Origin of the sequence: Exiguobacterium sp. 9-2 (assembly GCF_036287235.1) — a bacterium.
Taxonomy (GTDB): domain Bacteria; phylum Bacillota; class Bacilli; order Exiguobacteriales; family Exiguobacteriaceae; genus Exiguobacterium_A.
Genome location: NZ_CP142850.1, coordinates 1,987,318 through 2,004,628 on the forward strand (window position 1 = coordinate 1,987,318; position 17,311 = coordinate 2,004,628).

Here is a 17,311-nt window from a genome sequence, read left to right on the forward strand (position 1 = left end):
GCTTTTTCATCTTCACTTCATTTTTTCTAACTGTTCCCGGTAATCGAGCAAATGCCCATGGATGATATCCTTCGCCTCGCTTAATTCTTGATCGAATGAGAACATCGCTTGTTTTCGTTCGTGGGAGAAGATGACATCGTAATGATGGCTGAGTAAGAAATCAATTTCCTGGCCGAGCGTCTTTTCCTGTTCTTCTGTCATCGGGATATCCCGATGACTGGCAATGCTTTCAAGCAAGACGAGCAACTTGTCTTCAAGATCGACAAGCTCCTTCAGTCGGATGAACGCTTCACTTTGACCGCTTGCCATCAATGGATATTTTTGATCTTCTTGAAGCATCAACATCATTTCTTCATGTTTGAGAATTTGTTTCCGAACGGCAAGCAGCCTCGTATCATCTTGCACAAGACTCCGCCAATCTTCCATCAACTGTTGCGTCGTTTTTTTGACAAGCAAGAGTAAACGATCCTCATAATGTGGCGGGAAGACGATGTAATTGATGAGGACAGCAGATAACACACCGACGACAGTCAACAACGAACGTGATAATGCATAGTGGACGTAGTCGGCGGTCGGACTCTCGAACATCAACACGATGGCAAAGGCCGCGAACGTCGACATATCCGTTCTTCCAATCATCGAATTAAGGACGAGCGAGACAATTACGGCGAGTCCAATCGTCAGCGGATTCGCCCCAAGTGTCGCAACAATCGCAAGACCACACATTAATCCAAGTACTGTTCCGAAAATCCGGTTGAAGACGATTTTAAACGACCGATGAATCGTCGGTTGCATGGCAACAATTGCTGCGACAGCCCCCATTCCCGAATAAATATCGAACACATACCAGGAGATACTAAGCGCAAGAGCTACCGCGATACCGGTCTTGACCGTTCGTAGTCCAATCCGAAACTTTAATTTCACTCGAGCGTCACCTGCCCGACTTCACTATTGACTGTCACTTCCGGTTTTTCTTGTTTCGACAGTTCATAAATTGTCTCATCCTTATTCTTTTGTTTCGTATATCGGTCAGAGGCTTTAATATCGCCTCCTGTGTCAATCGTAATCGTACCGGCTGATTTATTTGGTTTTAGCTTCGTCGCGCCGTCAATCGTTGTGACGTCGAGACTCAACTTCGCCACATATTCCGCAAGAGAAACACTTTCACCTGTCACTTGCGCATGGACGGCATCCATCTCTTTGATGGAAATCGCACGTGTTGCATTCAGTGTAATCTCATCACCTTTTACTTTATCGAGACTCATCGCTTCTCCGTCCATCTCGATCGTTTTTGCGTAGATGCCCATTCCTTTAAGTGTTCCAGCATCGACATCGACACGGTTCATATAACTCGGTAGTCCCACTTGAATCGTATAGTCTGCTGTTTTTTCGCTCGGACGATTGCCGAGTCGAGAGAGCCAACCATCTCGTCCTGTCACCGTTACCGTATTCGTCGATGTACTGATTTTCAGTCGTTTTCCACTCGATGCACTATCGACGAGTTTGATTTGGACGTTTCCGTCTGTGCTTCGAACGAATTGTACCGTTGCGTGCGGCGCCTCGATGGCGAGAGACTTATAGCGATTCGTCGTCTTGAATGTTTCGCCGCGCGATAACAATTCCGTTGAGACGAGCAATGTAATCGAATAGATGACGACAAGTCCGAGAACGACACCACCGTATAAATAAAGCGGTCGCTTCACTGGTCCTTTTTCTCCAATGCGGTTCAACCGTGCATCCATCTTTTGTTTTTGTTTATTTTTTAAGCGTGTGAACGACGATTGTTTTCGTTTCCGCACACTCCTACTGTTATGCTCTTCCATGTCAGTCCCTCCATCTCATGTCTACCATTATTCCGAATATCTGAATCGACTGTCAACAGCCCCTTCTTATCATAGAAGAAGTTCACCGTTTCGCCATCGGGCGGAAGAAGGAAGCGTAATCGGATGAACTACAGATATTCCAGAAGAATAATCGACAAAAAGGAGAGGAACCTTGACGTTTCCTCTCCTTTGCTTAAGAACGGATTATAATTCGAGTGACTCGCCGATCGCGAGTAAATGACCAGTTTGACCTTGCGCTTCAATTTGTTCACAGAATGCGTTCGCATCTTGTTTGATTAAATCAAATGTATCGTAGTGGATCGGTACGACTGCTTTCGCTTGCAACATATCTGCAGCGATCAACGCATCATCCGGACCCATCGTGAAGCTATCACCGATCGGTAAGAAGGCTAAATCGATTGCGTGATGGGCGCCATAAAGGGCTAAATCCCCGAACAGTGCCGTATCGCCTGCGTGATAGATTTCTTTGCCTTCGATTGTCAGCAAGAATCCAGCCGGCATCCCCATATACGTAATGGTTTGTTTCTCTTCATCGATGATGCTTGATGAATGGAATGCCTGTGTCATCTTTACTTTACCAAACGAGAATTCAAACTGTCCGCCAAGGTTCATCGGGTGGACATTCAATCCTTTGAAGCTTAAATACGTTGCCAACTCATGCGTAGCGATGATCGTCGCCCCCGTTGCTTTCGCGATCCGCTCTGCATCAAGCATATGATCGGCATGCGCATGCGTCAAAAGAATGAAGTCCGCCTTGACGTCATCGGGATTCGTCGTCGCTTTATCGTTACCACTAAAGAAGGGATCGATGACGAGATGGTGACCATTCGTTTCAATCGTTACTGTTGACTGTCCATGATAAGTTAGCTTCATCTAGTTCACTGCCTCTCGATTAGGATTCGGATAATTGATTCCCTTCCCCCCATGCACATAAACCTTTCATGACCGGTTGTAGTGTAAATGACGCCTCTGTCAATTTGTATTCGACGTGCAGAACGGCTTCATCATACTCAATCTGCTCAATTATTTTGAGTCGTTCAAGTTCCTTCAACTGATCAGTCAAGACTTTCCGAGAAATCCCGGGAATGGCACGTTGTAACTTAAAAATATTTCGTATCTTTCTCTAACGTGCAATATAATTGTGAACGCCATTTTCCGCCGATGATGGCGAGCTCCCGATTGACCGGAAATTGTTCAGTCGACATGTTGTTCTCTCCCCCAAAGTCGTTACTTCAAAGTGCGTACTATGAAATGGAGTGTAGCGCAGGTTAAAGTATGCTTAAATCATTTTGCAAAAAGAGTGTTAGACATGACGTATCCATATAATTTTTCGCACATCGGTCTTTCCGTGCCGAATCTCGACGAAGCTGTTCGTTTTTATCAAGAGATGAAGGACTGGTATATTATCATGGAACCATTTGATGTCCTCGAAGATGATTCTACCATCGGTGTCATGTACACAGACGTCTTTGGTACATGATGGGACAAGTTCCGGATCGCCCACATGGCGTCAGATGATCGCATCGACATCGAGTTGTTTGAATTCCCGAACAATGAACAATCCGAGAGTAATTGCGAATTCCTGAAACAGGTATCTTGCATTATACGGTTCAAGGCCCAGATGTCGAAGGGTTCGTCGAAAAAATCGTCCTCACGGCGGTAAACAACGGATGTCGATCTGCGAATACTATCCAGGAGACAAACCTTACCGGATAGTCTACTGTGAGGATCCATTTGGTAATCTCGTCGAAATTTACTCTCACTCATATTAACTCACGTATTCGAAAGGAGCTTATTAAACATGAAAGCATGGTTAAACCACTCAGGTACAGCCATTGATCAATGGACATTCGAAGAGGTCAAGACACCGACGCCAGGAGAAGGACAAGCCTTGATTCGCGTCAAGACGGTCGCACTGAATCCCGTCGACTATAAGGCAACCAAAAATCCAGCTTGGACGTTCCCGCATATTCCGGGCGTTGACCTAGCGGGTGTCGTCGAACAAATCGGACCCGGCGCAGAAGTGAAAATCGGCGATCGTGTAGCGATTCATACGAACCTGCAATGCGATGGTGCTTTTGCTGAATACGTACTTGTTGATACACGTGCTCTTGCCCCGATTCCAGAAGACGTCTCATTCGCTGAAGCCGCTGCGATTCTTTGCGCAGGCATGACAGCTTATGAAGCGATCGTCCAAAAGATGAATACGACAGGTAAAGAGACGATTCTCATCCATGCTGGTGCAGGTGGTGTGGGTGGCATCGGCATTCAACTCGCAAAACGCCTGGGTCTTAAGGTCGCGACGACTGCTTCAACGGAAAACCATGAGTGGGTCAAGCGACTCGGTGCCGATCTTGCCATCGACTACAAAAAAGAAAATGTAACCGAGGTCATTCGCGATTGGACGAATGATCGCGGCGCTGACTTGATTTTCAATACGGTCGGTCGAAATGAAGCAACAGCAGATCTCGGACGTCTTGCCTTCTCGGGTCAACTCGCCTTCATCGCCGGCGGTCCTGATCAATCGGTCGTCAAGCCGTTCACGCTCTCCCCTTCGATCCATGAAGTAGCACTTGCGGCTGCTTATGCAAGCGAAGATGACCGCGCGATCCGAAACCTTGGTCATATGGCAAGTGAATTATTACAACTCGTCGCAACGAAAGAACTCGATCCACTCGTCACAGAGGAGATTCCAGCAGCGGACATCGTCAAAGGATTACAACGTCTATCTGAACGTCACGTCCGTGGTAAAATCATCGCTAAATTTAACTAATACTTGCCGCGGCACAAAACAGCCGACTGTCCTTAGATAATAGGACGGTCGGCTGCTGTCGTACTCTATTTTTTAATTCCTGAACGTTGACTGAAAAAGCATCAGCCATGTTCACCGGTAGCGTTCTTGTTTTTTGATATGTAAGGATCGTCCGACTAACTCGAAACCGACATGCTGATAGATTTTATTCGCTGTCTGGTTCGACCAATCGGTATAGAGCGTCACGACCGGATAAGACTGTAGGAGGTGTTCAGATAGTTTTGCGACAAGATAAGAAGCATATCCATTCCCACGTAGTTTTTTCGGCGTATAGACGTAAGAAATCGTAATCCCAGTTTGCGTGGGACGTGTCGCTGCCGCCATCGCGACGAGCGTATTTCCGCTAAACAATCCGAACAAGCTTCCTTGCTGAATGTGTCGCGTCATTGACTGATGGAGTTGCGTAAGCTGTCGATCAGATGGACGCGTTTCGACCTCATATAAAAATCCGGACGCAAATTCTAAGGCTTGTTGTCCTTCATCGTTCGAAACCGGTCGGAAGACGACGTTCTCTGGAACATGTGGCATCTCGACCTTCGTCAATGCATACATCCCTTGTTCCATATGTACCTCATACATGGAATGTGGGAGTAAAAGCGGCGCTAAGATGGCCTGTTCTCCGACGAATCCTGGACTATCCAGAATTCGCGCAAGCTTTCGAATCCCTTCTTGCGAGAACATATCCCCTGCGACGATGACTTGCTCCGGTATCGTTTGCAATATGACGAGACGATGATCGCCTTCTTGTGCCGTTGCCATCAAGAGCGGTTCATCCCCACGTTCTAATATACCTAGAATCAACTGATGCGTATCTGGACGTTCAAGCAGAAACGGGAGGACGACCATTTTGAATTGTTCATAATCACGATAATGCGTCACCATAGTCGACGACCTCCTTTATTTCTATAGTGTACCAAATCATGCACTAGAAATCGTAGGTCGTCCGACGGAATCTATCTGTTTTTACACGTTTGCGGTAAAACGTTCGCTCCAAGCAACTGGGTCCTTCGACCAATCTGCCAATTGTTCCTGTTCTTCTACCGTGATATCCCCTTGTTGTTGTGCCGTTTCGAGTAACGCTTCGAACGTCAGTAATGCATCCGCGTCAATCTTCGCGTCTCGGAGATTGTTCTTCAAGCGTTCCATCCCGTAAGAGAAAATCGCTTGAATCCGAATGACGTTCGCTCCCTTTGCTTGGAGTGCTTCCGCTGCCTCGATCGCAGACATCCCCGTTGATAATAAGTCTTCGATGACGACGACGCGTTGGCCTGGTTGAATAACACCTTCGATTTGATTACCTTTCCCGTGTTTCTTACTGCCACTACGCACGTAGACCATCGGTAACCCTAATCGTTCCGCGACGAATGCCGCGTGAGGAATACCTGCTGTCGCTGTTCCGGCAACGACTTCGATTCCTAAATCCTTCACTTTCTCAGCGAGGGCATCGGCAATCAAAGAGCGGACTTTTGGGTACGAAAGTGTCAACCGATTATCGCAATAGATCGGAGAACGGAGCCCACTCGCCCACGTATACGGATCGTTTGGAGATAACGTGACGGCTTTGATACGGAGTAATGCATTTGCAATTGGATTTACCATGATAATTGCCCCTTCCATTCTTCGAGTAACGCCTGATAGACCTGTTCTGGTTGTTTGGCACGTGTAATCGGGCGACCAATTACTAAATCCGTCGCTCCATTTCGACGCGCATCAAGAACGGTCGCGACTCGCTTTTGATCATCTGCTTCATTACTAGAAGGACGAATACCTGGTGTGACAAAACGGAAGTCCGTTCGGCAAACTTCGATTAGTTCAGGAAGATCGAGCGCCGAACAGACGATACCATCTAGTCCGGCTGCTTCTGCCAGTTGCGCATACTCACGAACGACTGCTGGCATCGCTCCTTCAACCTTTAAGTCGCGTAACATCGCTTCATCCGTCGATGTCAACTGCGTCACGCCGATTAGTTGTGTCTTAGCATTCGTTTCACGAAGTCCTTCTCGCGCTGCGATCATCATCTCTTTCCCACCGGCAACATGGACGTTCGTCAATTCAACACCTAATTGCCCGATGATGCGCATCGTCCGGCGCGCCGTCTCTGGAATGTCATGGACTTTGACATCGAGGAATACAGCGTGCCCACGCTCGACGAGTTTTTGGACGAACGATCCCCCTGCAGTATAAAATAATTCCATCCCAACTTTTACGGCTGGTCGTGTCTCTTCGAACTGTTCGAGAAACGAAAACGCTTCTGCTTCGGTCGGAAAATCAAGCGCGATGTAAAGTTGATTCATATGCTTTCCCCCTGATGTCTAAAATATGGTCGATGCCGAGTTCATCCATGCGATCCGGTAACTGCTGGATTAATTCTTGACAGATGTATGGATTGACGAAGTTTGCGGTACCGACGGCAACAGCGGAAGCCCCAGCGTATATCATTTCTAAGACGTCATCGACTTCCATCACGCCACCCATCCCGATAATAGGAATCGAGACAGCTTGTGCGACATCATGAATCATCCGAATCGCGACTGGCTTGATGGATGGACCGGATAATCCACCAATCCGGTTGGCAAGGATTGGCTGTCCCGTTCGGACATCGATTCGCATCCCAACGAGTGTGTTGATCATCGTCAGCCCGTCTGCACCTGCTGCTTCGACGGCACGTGCCATCTCGACGATTGAAGTGACATTCGGTGAAAGCTTAACGTAAACCGGTTTGGTCGAGACCTGTTTGACTCGACGCGTTAATTCAGCGGCAAGCAACGGATCCGTTCCGAACTGGATTCCACCTGATTTGACGTTCGGACAGGAGATATTTAATTCCAATGCATGAATGCCAGGGTGACGGCTCATTTTTTCTGCGACAAGCTCATACTCTTCTGGTGTCGATCCGGCGACATTCGCAATGATTGCTGTATCAAACGTCTCAAGGAACGGTAGTTTTTTCGTTAAGATACCATCGACACCCGGATTTTGGAGACCGATTGCATTCAACATCCCCATTCCACTCTCCGCGACACGCGGCGTCGGATTTCCGTAACGTTCTTCGCCCGTCGCTGCTTTAATCATGATTGCCCCAAGCTCTGATAGATCATATAACTTCGCGTATTCCTCACCGAATCCAAAACATCCAGATGCCGGCATGATCGGGTTTTTCAAGGAAAGTCCTGGCAACTCGACACGTAATCGTTCCATCATAATACGACCTCCTCTGCCCGAAAGACTGGACCATCGGAACAAGTCTTGACGTACCCGCCTGTTGGTGTTTTACAGACACAGGCAAAACAAGCACCGATGCCGCACCCCATTCGATTTTCGATGGAGAGATACTTATGCTCAATCGGTTGTTGCTGGAGTGACCGCAACATCGGCTCTGGTCCGCAAGCGAGTAACACATCATAGCTTTCCGGATGTAAGGCAACCGTAACGAACCCTTTCATTCCATGCGTTCCATCAACCGTCGAGACCGTCGTCTTACCAAGTGCTTGGAATTCCGCTTCGTAAAAGACACTCGTTGCCGTATCAAATCCTAGAATCGCTTCACACGTCACACCACGCGCGACAAGTTGGCGCATCGTCTCATACAGCGGCGGTACCCCAATCCCTCCACCAACGAGAACGACCCGTTGATCTCGGTTGATGGCGTCGATCGGAAAACCGTTTCCGAGTGGTCCGAGGGCATCGATTTTGTCGTCGGGACGCAAGGAAGCTAGTTCTGCTGTCCCTTGTCCGATTTCTTTAAAGAGAAACGTAATCAGATCACGATCGACCCGAGCAATCGAGATCGGTCGGCGTAAGAGTGGACCGACGCGTAGATGCATGAATCGCCCCGGCGCAATGTCCTGCGGTTGCTCGAGGCGACAGACGAGTTCTGTCGCGCCTTGAGCTACCGTTCGTCGAGAGACGACCGTCAAGAGTTGCTTCATTGGATCACCACTTTCTTTTCGTGTGTGAAGGCTTGAATCGCACTCGCTTCGAACGAGCGACTCTCGATGACGCGTAGAATCGCTTCCGCCGTATCGAGTGATGTTAGACAAACGACTTGATTCTCCGCTGCTGCCCGGCGAATGATGAAGCCGTCTTTCGTGACTTGTGAGTCGCGACTCATCGTATTGATGACATACTCGATCTCCCCTTTTTCAATCACGTCGAGCATCGATTCGGAAGACGAGTCGATTTTACCGACCGTCTGAACCGGTAACCCTTGCTCCGTCAAGTACGCTGCCGTTCCTTCCGTCGCAAGCAACGTGAATCCAAGTGAGGCAAAGCGTCGTGCGAGATCCGTCATTTCTGCTTTGTCCGGGTCTGCGACCGTCAAGAGAACACGACCGTGTTCTGGAATCGCCATCCCTGAAGCAAGCAATCCTTTGTAGAGTGCTTTTTCAAGTGTTCGGTCTGTTCCAATGACTTCTCCGGTCGATTTCATTTCCGGTCCGAGCGTCGGGTCGACTTCTTTAAGCTTCGCAAACGAGAAGACCGGTACTTTGACCGAGACGAGCGATTCTTCCGGTAGGACACCACTTGTTAACCCGTAAGAAGCGAGCGTTTCACCGAGAATGATGTCCGTCGCGAGCCGCGCGACCGGAAGTCCCGTCACTTTCGAGATGAATGGCACCGTCCGGCTGGCACGCGGATTGACTTCAAGAACATAGAGTGCGCCGTCCGCATAGACGAACTGGATGTTGAGCAATCCTTTGATGCCGAATGCTTTGGCGATTCGTGTCGTGTAGTCGACGATCCGGTCCTTGATGTCTTGGGAGACACGTTGTGGCGGATAAACTCCAATCGAGTCACCTGAGTGAACACCGGCACGTTCGATATGCTCCATGATACCTGGAATGACGACATCTGTTCCATCACAGATCGCGTCGACTTCGAGTTCGATTCCTGTCAGGTAACGGTCGACGAGGACCGGTCGTTCCGGTGAGGCGATGACCGCGTGTTTCATGTAATGTTCCAGTTCTTCTTGTGCATAGACGATTTCCATTGCCCGACCGCCGAGGACATACGATGGACGAACGAGGACCGGGTAACCGAGTGACGCTGCTGCCGTGACCGCTTCTTCGACCGTGACGGCCGTTTTACCTGGTGGCTGTGGAATGTCGAGCGCCGTCAACGCTGCTTCGAACTGTTTTCGGTCCTCTGCCCGGTCTAAATCCTCAAGCGATGTCCCGAGGATTTTTACACCTTCTGCTGCTAATGACTCAGCTAAGTTGATTGCTGTCTGGCCACCGAACTGGACGATGACACCGAGCGGACGTTCATTTCGGATGACTTCGAGGACATCCTCCGTCGTTAATGGTTCAAAGTAGAGTCGATCGGAAATCGAGAAGTCGGTCGACACGGTTTCCGGATTGTTGTTGACGATAATTGCTTCATAGCCAGCTTGACGAATCGCTTGAATCGAATGGACTGTCGCATAGTCGAACTCGACTCCTTGACCAATCCGGATCGGACCCGATCCTAAGACGAGGATCGAAGAACGATTCGTCGCGATTGCCTCATTTTCGCGTTCGTATGTTCCATAGTAGTACGGTGTATCAGAAGCGAACTCTGCCGCACACGTATCGACCATTTTATACACAGGATGAATCGCTTGCGCTTCACGCATCCGGCGAATCTCTGTTTCCGTTTGTCCTGTGATCCGGGCGAGCATTGGGTCACTGAATCCATACCGCTTCACATGAAGTAGCAGTTCAGGTGTCAAACCGGTAGCGACCGATTGCTCAAGTTGCCAAATGTGCTGTAGCTTTTCGAGGAATAAGCGATCAATTGCCGTCCAAGCATGAATCTGTTCGACGCTATAGCCGCGGACAAAACCAGCGTATAAGGCGAAAAGTCGATCATCTGTCGCCTGGCGAATCGCTTGTTGCAAAGCATCATCTGCCATTTCGATGAAGCGTGGCATGTACAAATCCGCTGTACCGATTTCAAGCGAACGAACGGCTTTCAGTAATGCCTCTTCCATCGTCCGCCCCATTGCCATAACCTCACCGGTCGCCTTCATCTGTGTCCCGAGCGTCCGATCTGCCGTTTCGAATTTATCGAACGGCCAGCGCGGAATTTTGGCGACAACATAATCGAGTGCCGGTTCGAACGAAGCAAAGCTCGTCTCGGTGATCGGGTTCTTTAATTCAGATAAGGCATACCCGACGGCAATCTTTGCAGCAAGTTTTGCGATCGGATAACCGGTCGCTTTTGAAGCAAGTGCGGACGAGCGGGAAACACGTGGATTGACTTCGATGACATAGTAGTCAAAGCTCGTCGGATCCAGCGCGAACTGGATGTTACATCCACCTTCGATACCGAGTGCGCGAATGATATCGAGCGAGACGTTACGTAGCAGTTGATAATCGCGATCCGATAACGTTTGCGTCGGAGCAAAGACGATCGAGTCTCCGGTATGAACACCGACCGGATCGAAGTTTTCCATCGCACAGACGATGATGGCTTGGTTCGTTGCATCACGCATGACTTCAAATTCGACCTCTTTCATCCCAGCAATTGATTTTTCAAGGAGTACTTGTGTTGCCGGACTTGCCTTGAGTCCCCCTTCGACGATTCGCGTGAACTCTTCCGGTGTATGGGCGATTCCACCACCCGTTCCTCCGAGTGTATATGCTGGACGGATGATGATTGGTAGACCAATCTGTTGTCGGAATTGTTGTGCTTCTTCGAGCGAATGCACGATTTCACTATCCGGTACGCCATGTCCGCGTCTAAACATCAGTTGACGGAACAAATCACGATCTTCTGCCTCTTCGATTGCTGATAATTTCGTTCCGAGCAACTCGACATTGTATTCAGCTAGGACACCAAGACGATCTAGTTCAACAGCCAAGTTCAGACCCGTCTGACCGCCAAGTGTCGCAAGTAAGGCGTCTGGTCGTTCCTTCCGGATGATCCGCGAAACGAACTCTGCTTGAAGAGGCTCGATGTAGACACGATCAGCAACTGTTGGATCTGTCATGATTGTCGCTGGATTCGAGTTGACGAGGATGACTTCATATCCTTCTTCCTTTAAGGCTTGACACGCTTGTGTTCCTGCGTAGTCGAATTCAGCGGCTTGTCCGATTACGATTGGACCGGACCCGATAACGAGAATCTTCTGGATATCTTGACGTTTAGGCATGAGAGACCTCCTGTTGTTTCGTGATTTCTTCTAAAAACTGTTGGAATAGACCGTTCGCATCCATTGGACCGGGTGATGCTTCCGGATGATACTGGACGGAGAAGACGGATGCTGACGTATGACGGATGCCTTCGACCGTTCCATCGTTGATTGCGAGATGCGTTACTTCAAGCACTGTATGTTGCAATGATTGTTCATCGACGGCATATCCATGGTTTTGCGACGTGATGTCGACGCGACCTGTCCGGATATCTTGGACGGGATGATTCGCACCCCGGTGACCGAATGGCAGTTTGAACGTATCCGCGCCATGTGCTAGTGCAATCAACTGGTGCCCAAGACAAATTCCGAAGATGACGACTTTCCCTGTCAATTCTTGAATCAGCGGAATCGCTGTCGGGACATCCTTTGGGTTCCCTGGTCCGTTCGACAGCATCACACCGTCTGGACGATAGCGTAAGACTTCCGTTGCGCTCACGTCGTATGGTACGACGACAACTTCACAGCCGCGTTTGACAAGTTCGCGGACGATTCCGAGCTTCGCTCCGAAGTCGACGAGAACGATTCGTGGTCCAGCTCCTGGGATGATATACGCCCGTTCCGTTGAAGCACGTTTGACTTGATTCGTCTCGATTGGTGCATCTTGCAGGTGGCTTAATTCCTCTTCTAGGTCGAACTCTCCATCAACGAGTCGGCCGCGCATGACGCCTTTCGAGCGGATATGTCGTGTTAACTGTCGCGTATCGATTCCACTTAATCCTGGAATATCAAGATCTCGAAGAGCTGCATCGAGCGACATCTCACTCCGGAAGTTCGACGGTGTTTGGCAATGTTCGCGGACAATCAATGCTTTAGCGAGTGGACGCGTCGTTTCATAGTCTTCTCGATTGACTCCGTAATTGCCGATCAACGGATTCGTCAGCACGATCATCTGATCACAGTAAGATGGATCCGATAGCATCTCTTGATAACCAGTCATTCCGGTTTGGAAGACGACCTCTCCTGTTGTTGTCGTGTCCGATCCAAACGCCGTTCCTTCAAACGTCATACCATCCTCTAACACCAGTGTCCGTTTACGCATGTGCTGTGTCCTCCTTGAATACGATTTCTCCCTTGACGAGCGTCATGACCGGGAATCCTTTTAACCGTTCTCCTGCGAACGGTGTGTTCTTACCTTTTGAACGGAACCGTTCCGGTGAAACCGTCCGCTCCGTCTCTAGATCAAGCAGGACTAAGTCTGCTTCCGCTCCCACTTCGAGTTTCCCGTAAGGTAGTTCAAAAATCGCTGCTGCCTTGTCCGTCAAATTCCGAATCAGTGTCTCAAGTGTCATCTTGTCTTCAGCGACAAGCTTCGTATAGAGGAGCGGGAATGCTGTCTCGAATCCTGTGATGCCAAACGGGGCGCGTTCGATACCGAGTGCCTTCTCTTCTGCTGCATGAGGAGCGTGATCCGTTGCGATGCAATCAATCGTTCCGTCTGCTAATCCTTCGAGCAATGCTTGGCGATCTGCCTCACTCCGCAGTGGTGGATTCATTTTAAAGTTCGGATCCTGATTCGATATGTCTTCATCGATCAATACAAGATGGTGCGGTGTGACTTCTGCTGTCACTCGGATCCCTGCTCGTTTGGCGTCACGAATGACGCGAACGGATTCTTTCGTCGAGACATGACAGACGTGATAATGACAGCCGGTTTCTTCTGCAATCAGGACATCACGTGCGATGTGGATACTCTCAGCAAGCGATGGAATACCTTGCAAACCTTCCCGTCGACTGTAGTTTCCTTCGTGCACACATCCTGCTTTTAACGAATCATCTTCGCAGTGGGCAACAATCGTCTTCCCGAGCCGTGCTGCATGTTGCATTGCCGTTCGCATGACGGCTGCCGTCTGGACCCCGACACCATCATCCGTGAATGCCACGGCATCCGTTAATTGATCGAACGCGACGAGTTCTTGTCCGAGTTGATTTTTTGAAATCGCCGCGTAAGGCAAAACCCGGACAGATGCCGTCTCTTCAATCTTTTGGAACAATGCATCAAGTGTTTGACGATCGTCCGGTACGGGACGCGTATTCGGCATCGGACAAATCGTCGTAAATCCACCAGCTGCCGCAGCTGCCGTACCTGTCGCAATTGTCTCCTTATGTTCGCCGCCCGGTTCCCGCAGGTGGACATGGATGTCGACGAATCCTGGTGCAACGAATAATCCGGAAGCATCAATGACCGTTTCCCCAACTTGCGGTATTGCTGCTAAGTCCGTGATTTTTCCAGCTTCGATTCGAATATCCCCTGTTCGAACTTGTCCAGCCTCGTACCATCTCGCATTTTCAATTCGTGTTGTCATCTGCATCGTCTCCTTTGATTGTTTTCATCGAAAAGCACCATTCCAGAATCGCCATTCGCGCAAAGACACCATTTTTCATCTGTTCAAAAATCCGCGATTGCGGGTGTTCGACGAGTTCGTCGGCAATCTCGACTCCGCGATTGACCGGTGCCGGATGTAGGACGATCGCTGAAGGTTTCAGTCGATTCATCCGCTCATGCGTCAATCCATGTGTGACGTGATAGACATCTGGATCAAACCGTGTCGTTCCGTCATGCCGTTCGTGCTGGACTCGAAGCAACATCAAGATGTCACACTGTTCAACTGCTTCGTCCATTGAAAGATACGGTATTCCCATCGCTTCGTCATACCATTCGCGTGGCCCTGATCCATAGACGATGGCGCCAAGTCGTTTTAAGATATCGGCATTCGACCGAGCGACACGACTATGTTGTAAATCCCCACAGATGACGACTACTTTTCCTACAATCGTTCCAAACGTCTCGACCATCGTCATCAAATCAAGCAAGGACTGCGATGGATGCTGTCCGCTCCCGTCTCCTGCATTGATGATCGGAATATCGAGTGTCTGAATCAATTCTTCATAATAACCGGTGTCACCGTGACGAATGACCAATCCATCGGCGCCAATCGCTTCGAGTGTTTTGCACGTATCGTGTAACGTCTCCCCTTTTTGCACGGATGACGTCGCTGTTTCAAACGGCAGTAGATGCATGTTCAAACGATGCTCTGCCATTTCAAAGGAAGAGCGTGTCCGCGTCGAGTTTTCAAAAAACAGATTGACGAGTGTCTTGTCGGAAAAGTCTGGTGCCGGTTCGCCTTGTTTAAAAGCGAGACTACGTTCAATCAACGAATTGATCTCCGTTATGGATAAGCTTTCTAAATTGACGAAATGTCGGGTTTGCAAGATCGTTTTCATGTATTTCACTCCTTCAGGTCATGAAAAAGGCGCACCTTCTAAGTGAAGGTGCGCCGAAAGAAGACAGAGGAGTCCCTGCATCTTTTCATGGCCTTCACTTTATCGTTCTCTCGGAACGTCTTAAAAGTTGTTTGCTACAGATTGAGTTGTAGAGTTTTCCGTTGTTTCAGCTGTTTCTTCGACCTGTTCCGTCGTTTTCGGAAGGATCAGATTCAGGATGATCCCAAGGATCGTCGCCAGTGCCATACCTTCGAGGGAGAAGTTCCCGATTTTCAAGGCGGCCCCTCCGATTCCCGTGACAAGAATGACGGCTGTGATCGTCAAGTTCCGTTTATCGGCAAGGTCGATCTTACTTTCCGTCAGTGTCCGGAGACCGTTTGACGCGATGACTCCGAATAAGAGAATACTGATGCCACCCATGACTGGTGTAGGAATCGTCTTGATGAATCCTTCGACATATCCGAGGAATCCGAAGCTGATAGCAAGAACCGCTGCCCCACCTAGAACGAAGACACTGTAGACCCGTGTGATCGACATGACGCCATTGTTCTCACCGTACGTCGTAACCGGTGGTCCACCAAGCATCGAAGCGACTGTCTTCGCGATTCCGTCGCCAAGTACTGTCCGGTGCATCCCTGGATCAAGGAGCGTCTCGCGCCCGATGATCCGTGATGTCACTTTTTGTTCGCCGATGTGTTCTGTCAGTGTGACGAGCGTCACGGGAACGATCAGAAGCAAGGCAGCTGTATTCCATGATGGTGTGTAATTCAAGAACGGAATCGTGAAGTCCGGCACGTGGAAGAACGTTGCCTGTTGAAGTGGTTTGAAGTCAATGATTCCGACCGATGCCGCAACGAGATAACCGACCGTGATTCCGAACAGGATCGGAATCGTGCTCCACATTCCTTTTAAATACGTCATTGCGAGAAGTGTGACACCAAGCGTGACCATCGCGACGAGGAAGTAAAGTCCGTTGTACTTACCGTTCGCGCCGTTCATCGCCATGTTGACAGCGGTCGGGGCAAGCGATAACCCGATAACCATGATGACCGGACCGATGACAACAGGCGGGAGTAAGCGAAGCAACCAAGCAGCCCCCGTGTAACGGATGAGAAGTGAGACAAGTCCGTAGACGAGTCCAGCGACCATTCCGCCGATTAAGGCGTCCTCGACACCCCACCGTTCACTGACGGCGATGATCGGGGCGATGTAGGCAAAACTAGAACCAAGATATGTGGGTACTTTGAAGCGAGTGACGGCGAGGAAAATCAGTGTGCCGACTCCGCTTGCGACGAGTGCAACCGATGTGTTGAGTCCCGTTAAGAGTGGGACGAGCACGGTCGCACCAAACATCGCGAAGACGTGTTGTAGGCTGAGCATCAGCCAATTTAGAGGGTGAGTAGGTACTTCTTGTACATCAAGTACTGCGGCATGTTTTGCCATATGGATGACTCCCTTTCTGGTCTCTCTGGACCACCTTAAAGGTTTTGATTTTTAGCGTTTAATGAATACTTGATCGGCTTCGTCGACTTCAGCGAGCGCGACGACGACTTGCTCGTCACGTGACGTCGGAACGTTCTTGCCGATGAAATCTGGACGGATCGGTAACTCTCGATGCCCACGATCGATGAGGACAGCGAGTTGAATCATACTCGGTCTTCCGTGGTCGACGAGTGCGTCCATCGCGGCGCGGACGGTGCGTCCTGTGTAGAGCACGTCGTCAACGAGGACGACGATTTTTCCGGTGATGTCTTCCGGTAGATCAGATCCTTTTATTTCTGGCTCTAAACTTCGCTTTGACAAGTCATCTCGGTACATTGAGATGTCGACGACACCGAGTAAGACCGGCTTTCCTTCGATCTGTTCGATCCGCTTCGCAAGGCGGCGCGCGAGTGTCTCGCCACGCGTCTTGATTCCGACGATCATTAAATCAGCAATACCTTTGTTACGTTCGATGATTTCATGAGCGATCCGTGTCAGTGCGCGTCCAATCGCGGCTTCATCTAAGATGACGGCTGGTTTCATAATTTCTCCTTTCATACAAAAGACCTTCTGCGGAAATCCGCAGAAGGTCATCGAAGACAGAATCATGGCATACGTCTTGTATGCATGCCTACGCACGTTTGTGGTAGGTTCTCCCTTTCGCAGCCTCTCCGGACTCGATTAAAGGTGATACTAGTTTGGTAGGATCGTCGCTCGGACGACCGAAGTGTCAGTAGAGGATGTCTCGCATCGCTCTCTAGGTGATACTCTACC

At 49.6% G+C, this 17,311-nt stretch carries 16 protein-coding genes and 1 pseudogene; 2 read left to right on the forward strand and 15 right to left on the reverse strand.

Going from position 1 to position 17,311, the window contains the following annotated elements; all coding sequences use genetic code 11:
• Window positions 1-12: 12 nt before the first annotated feature.
• The 4 genes from VJ374_RS10565 to VJ374_RS10580 all read right to left on the reverse strand — a co-directional run bounded on the left by VJ374_RS10565 (window position 13) and on the right by VJ374_RS10580 (window position 2,907).
• Window positions 13-924, reverse strand: a complete 912-nt coding sequence (locus tag VJ374_RS10565) for an FUSC family protein (RefSeq protein WP_035406871.1) — start codon at window positions 922-924, stop codon at window positions 13-15.
• A complete protein-coding gene (locus tag VJ374_RS10570; protein WP_329468783.1) occupies window positions 921-1,799 on the reverse strand; it encodes a DUF4097 family beta strand repeat-containing protein in 879 nt (292 codons plus the stop codon). The genes VJ374_RS10565 and VJ374_RS10570 overlap by 4 nt, the downstream gene beginning before the upstream one ends.
• Before the next feature lie 228 nt (window positions 1,800-2,027).
• Window positions 2,028-2,717: a metal-dependent hydrolase gene (locus tag VJ374_RS10575; RefSeq protein WP_329468784.1), complete on the reverse strand. Its 690-nt coding sequence runs from the start codon at window positions 2,715-2,717 to the stop codon at window positions 2,028-2,030.
• A 19-nt stretch (window positions 2,718-2,736) separates the two neighbouring features.
• Window positions 2,737-2,907, reverse strand: coding sequence for a winged helix-turn-helix transcriptional regulator (locus VJ374_RS10580; protein WP_329468785.1), 171 nt, complete (start codon window positions 2,905-2,907; stop codon window positions 2,737-2,739).
• Window positions 2,908-3,153: 246 nt separating this feature from the next.
• Here VJ374_RS10580 and VJ374_RS10585 point away from each other — a divergent pair.
• Window positions 3,154-3,616 (forward strand): annotated as a pseudogene (locus tag VJ374_RS10585) (VOC family protein).
• 29 nt (window positions 3,617-3,645) lie between these two features.
• A complete protein-coding gene (locus VJ374_RS10590) occupies window positions 3,646-4,617 on the forward strand; it encodes a zinc-binding dehydrogenase (RefSeq protein WP_329468786.1) in 972 nt (323 codons plus the stop codon).
• Between the two features lie 111 nt (window positions 4,618-4,728).
• Here the strand turns inward: VJ374_RS10590 and VJ374_RS10595 are convergent, their stop codons facing one another.
• From VJ374_RS10595 to pyrR, 11 genes are all read right to left on the reverse strand, one after another.
• Window positions 4,729-5,538, reverse strand: a complete 810-nt coding sequence (locus tag VJ374_RS10595) for a GNAT family N-acetyltransferase (protein ID WP_035406859.1) — start codon at window positions 5,536-5,538, stop codon at window positions 4,729-4,731.
• Window positions 5,539-5,619: 81 nt separating this feature from the next.
• A complete protein-coding gene (gene pyrE / locus VJ374_RS10600) occupies window positions 5,620-6,261 on the reverse strand; it encodes an orotate phosphoribosyltransferase (protein ID WP_369792029.1) in 642 nt (213 codons plus the stop codon).
• Window positions 6,249-6,950 (reverse strand): orotidine-5'-phosphate decarboxylase, encoded by a 702-nt coding sequence (gene pyrF / locus VJ374_RS10605; RefSeq protein ID WP_329468787.1) that lies wholly within the window; start codon window positions 6,948-6,950, stop codon window positions 6,249-6,251. Before pyrF ends, pyrE begins: the two co-directional genes overlap by 13 nt.
• On the reverse strand, window positions 6,925-7,854 hold the full coding sequence (locus tag VJ374_RS10610) for a dihydroorotate dehydrogenase (RefSeq protein WP_056062795.1): 930 nt from the start codon (window positions 7,852-7,854) through the stop codon (window positions 6,925-6,927). The genes pyrF and VJ374_RS10610 overlap by 26 nt, the downstream gene beginning before the upstream one ends.
• Entirely contained in the window at window positions 7,854-8,585 is a 732-nt protein-coding gene (locus VJ374_RS10615) for an iron-sulfur cluster-binding protein (protein WP_308101770.1), read from the reverse strand. Before VJ374_RS10615 ends, VJ374_RS10610 begins: the two co-directional genes overlap by 1 nt.
• Window positions 8,582-11,791 (reverse strand): carbamoyl-phosphate synthase large subunit, encoded by a 3,210-nt coding sequence (gene carB, locus VJ374_RS10620; protein ID WP_035406847.1) that lies wholly within the window; start codon window positions 11,789-11,791, stop codon window positions 8,582-8,584. The genes VJ374_RS10615 and carB overlap by 4 nt, the downstream gene beginning before the upstream one ends.
• Entirely contained in the window at window positions 11,784-12,872 is a 1,089-nt protein-coding gene (locus VJ374_RS10625) for a carbamoyl phosphate synthase small subunit (protein ID WP_035406843.1), read from the reverse strand. The genes carB and VJ374_RS10625 overlap by 8 nt, the downstream gene beginning before the upstream one ends.
• Entirely contained in the window at window positions 12,865-14,136 is a 1,272-nt protein-coding gene (locus VJ374_RS10630) for a dihydroorotase (RefSeq protein ID WP_329468788.1), read from the reverse strand. Before VJ374_RS10630 ends, VJ374_RS10625 begins: the two co-directional genes overlap by 8 nt.
• Window positions 14,120-15,055, reverse strand: coding sequence for an aspartate carbamoyltransferase catalytic subunit (locus VJ374_RS10635; protein ID WP_035406837.1), 936 nt, complete (start codon window positions 15,053-15,055; stop codon window positions 14,120-14,122). The genes VJ374_RS10630 and VJ374_RS10635 overlap by 17 nt, the downstream gene beginning before the upstream one ends.
• A gap of 120 nt (window positions 15,056-15,175) precedes the next feature.
• Window positions 15,176-16,498, reverse strand: a complete 1,323-nt coding sequence (locus VJ374_RS10640) for a uracil-xanthine permease family protein (protein ID WP_329468789.1) — start codon at window positions 16,496-16,498, stop codon at window positions 15,176-15,178.
• A gap of 51 nt (window positions 16,499-16,549) precedes the next feature.
• Entirely contained in the window at window positions 16,550-17,080 is a 531-nt protein-coding gene (pyrR, locus tag VJ374_RS10645; protein ID WP_329471053.1) for a bifunctional pyr operon transcriptional regulator/uracil phosphoribosyltransferase PyrR, read from the reverse strand.
• Between the last annotated feature and the right edge of the window lie 231 nt (window positions 17,081-17,311).

Coding starts and splice junctions, on each gene's coding strand:
- pyrR (WP_329471053.1), bottom strand. CDS start 17,080: ATGAAACCAGCCGTCATCTTAGATGAAGCCGCGATTGGACGCGCACTG.
- carB (WP_035406847.1), bottom strand. CDS start 11,791: ATGCCTAAACGTCAAGATATCCAGAAGATTCTCGTTATCGGGTCCGGT.
- VJ374_RS10640 (WP_329468789.1), bottom strand. CDS start 16,498: ATGGCAAAACATGCCGCAGTACTTGATGTACAAGAAGTACCTACTCAC.
- pyrF (WP_329468787.1), bottom strand. CDS start 6,950: ATGAATCAACTTTACATCGCGCTTGATTTTCCGACCGAAGCAGAAGCG.
- VJ374_RS10625 (WP_035406843.1), bottom strand. CDS start 12,872: ATGCGTAAACGGACACTGGTGTTAGAGGATGGTATGACGTTTGAAGGA.
- VJ374_RS10590 (WP_329468786.1), top strand. CDS start 3,646: ATGAAAGCATGGTTAAACCACTCAGGTACAGCCATTGATCAATGGACA.
- VJ374_RS10630 (WP_329468788.1), bottom strand. CDS start 14,136: ATGACAACACGAATTGAAAATGCGAGATGGTACGAGGCTGGACAAGTT.
- VJ374_RS10575 (WP_329468784.1), bottom strand. CDS start 2,717: ATGAAGCTAACTTATCATGGACAGTCAACAGTAACGATTGAAACGAAT.
- VJ374_RS10595 (WP_035406859.1), bottom strand. CDS start 5,538: ATGGTGACGCATTATCGTGATTATGAACAATTCAAAATGGTCGTCCTC.
- VJ374_RS10610 (WP_056062795.1), bottom strand. CDS start 7,854: ATGGAACGATTACGTGTCGAGTTGCCAGGACTTTCCTTGAAAAACCCG.
- VJ374_RS10615 (WP_308101770.1), bottom strand. CDS start 8,585: ATGAAGCAACTCTTGACGGTCGTCTCTCGACGAACGGTAGCTCAAGGC.
- VJ374_RS10635 (WP_035406837.1), bottom strand. CDS start 15,055: ATGAAAACGATCTTGCAAACCCGACATTTCGTCAATTTAGAAAGCTTA.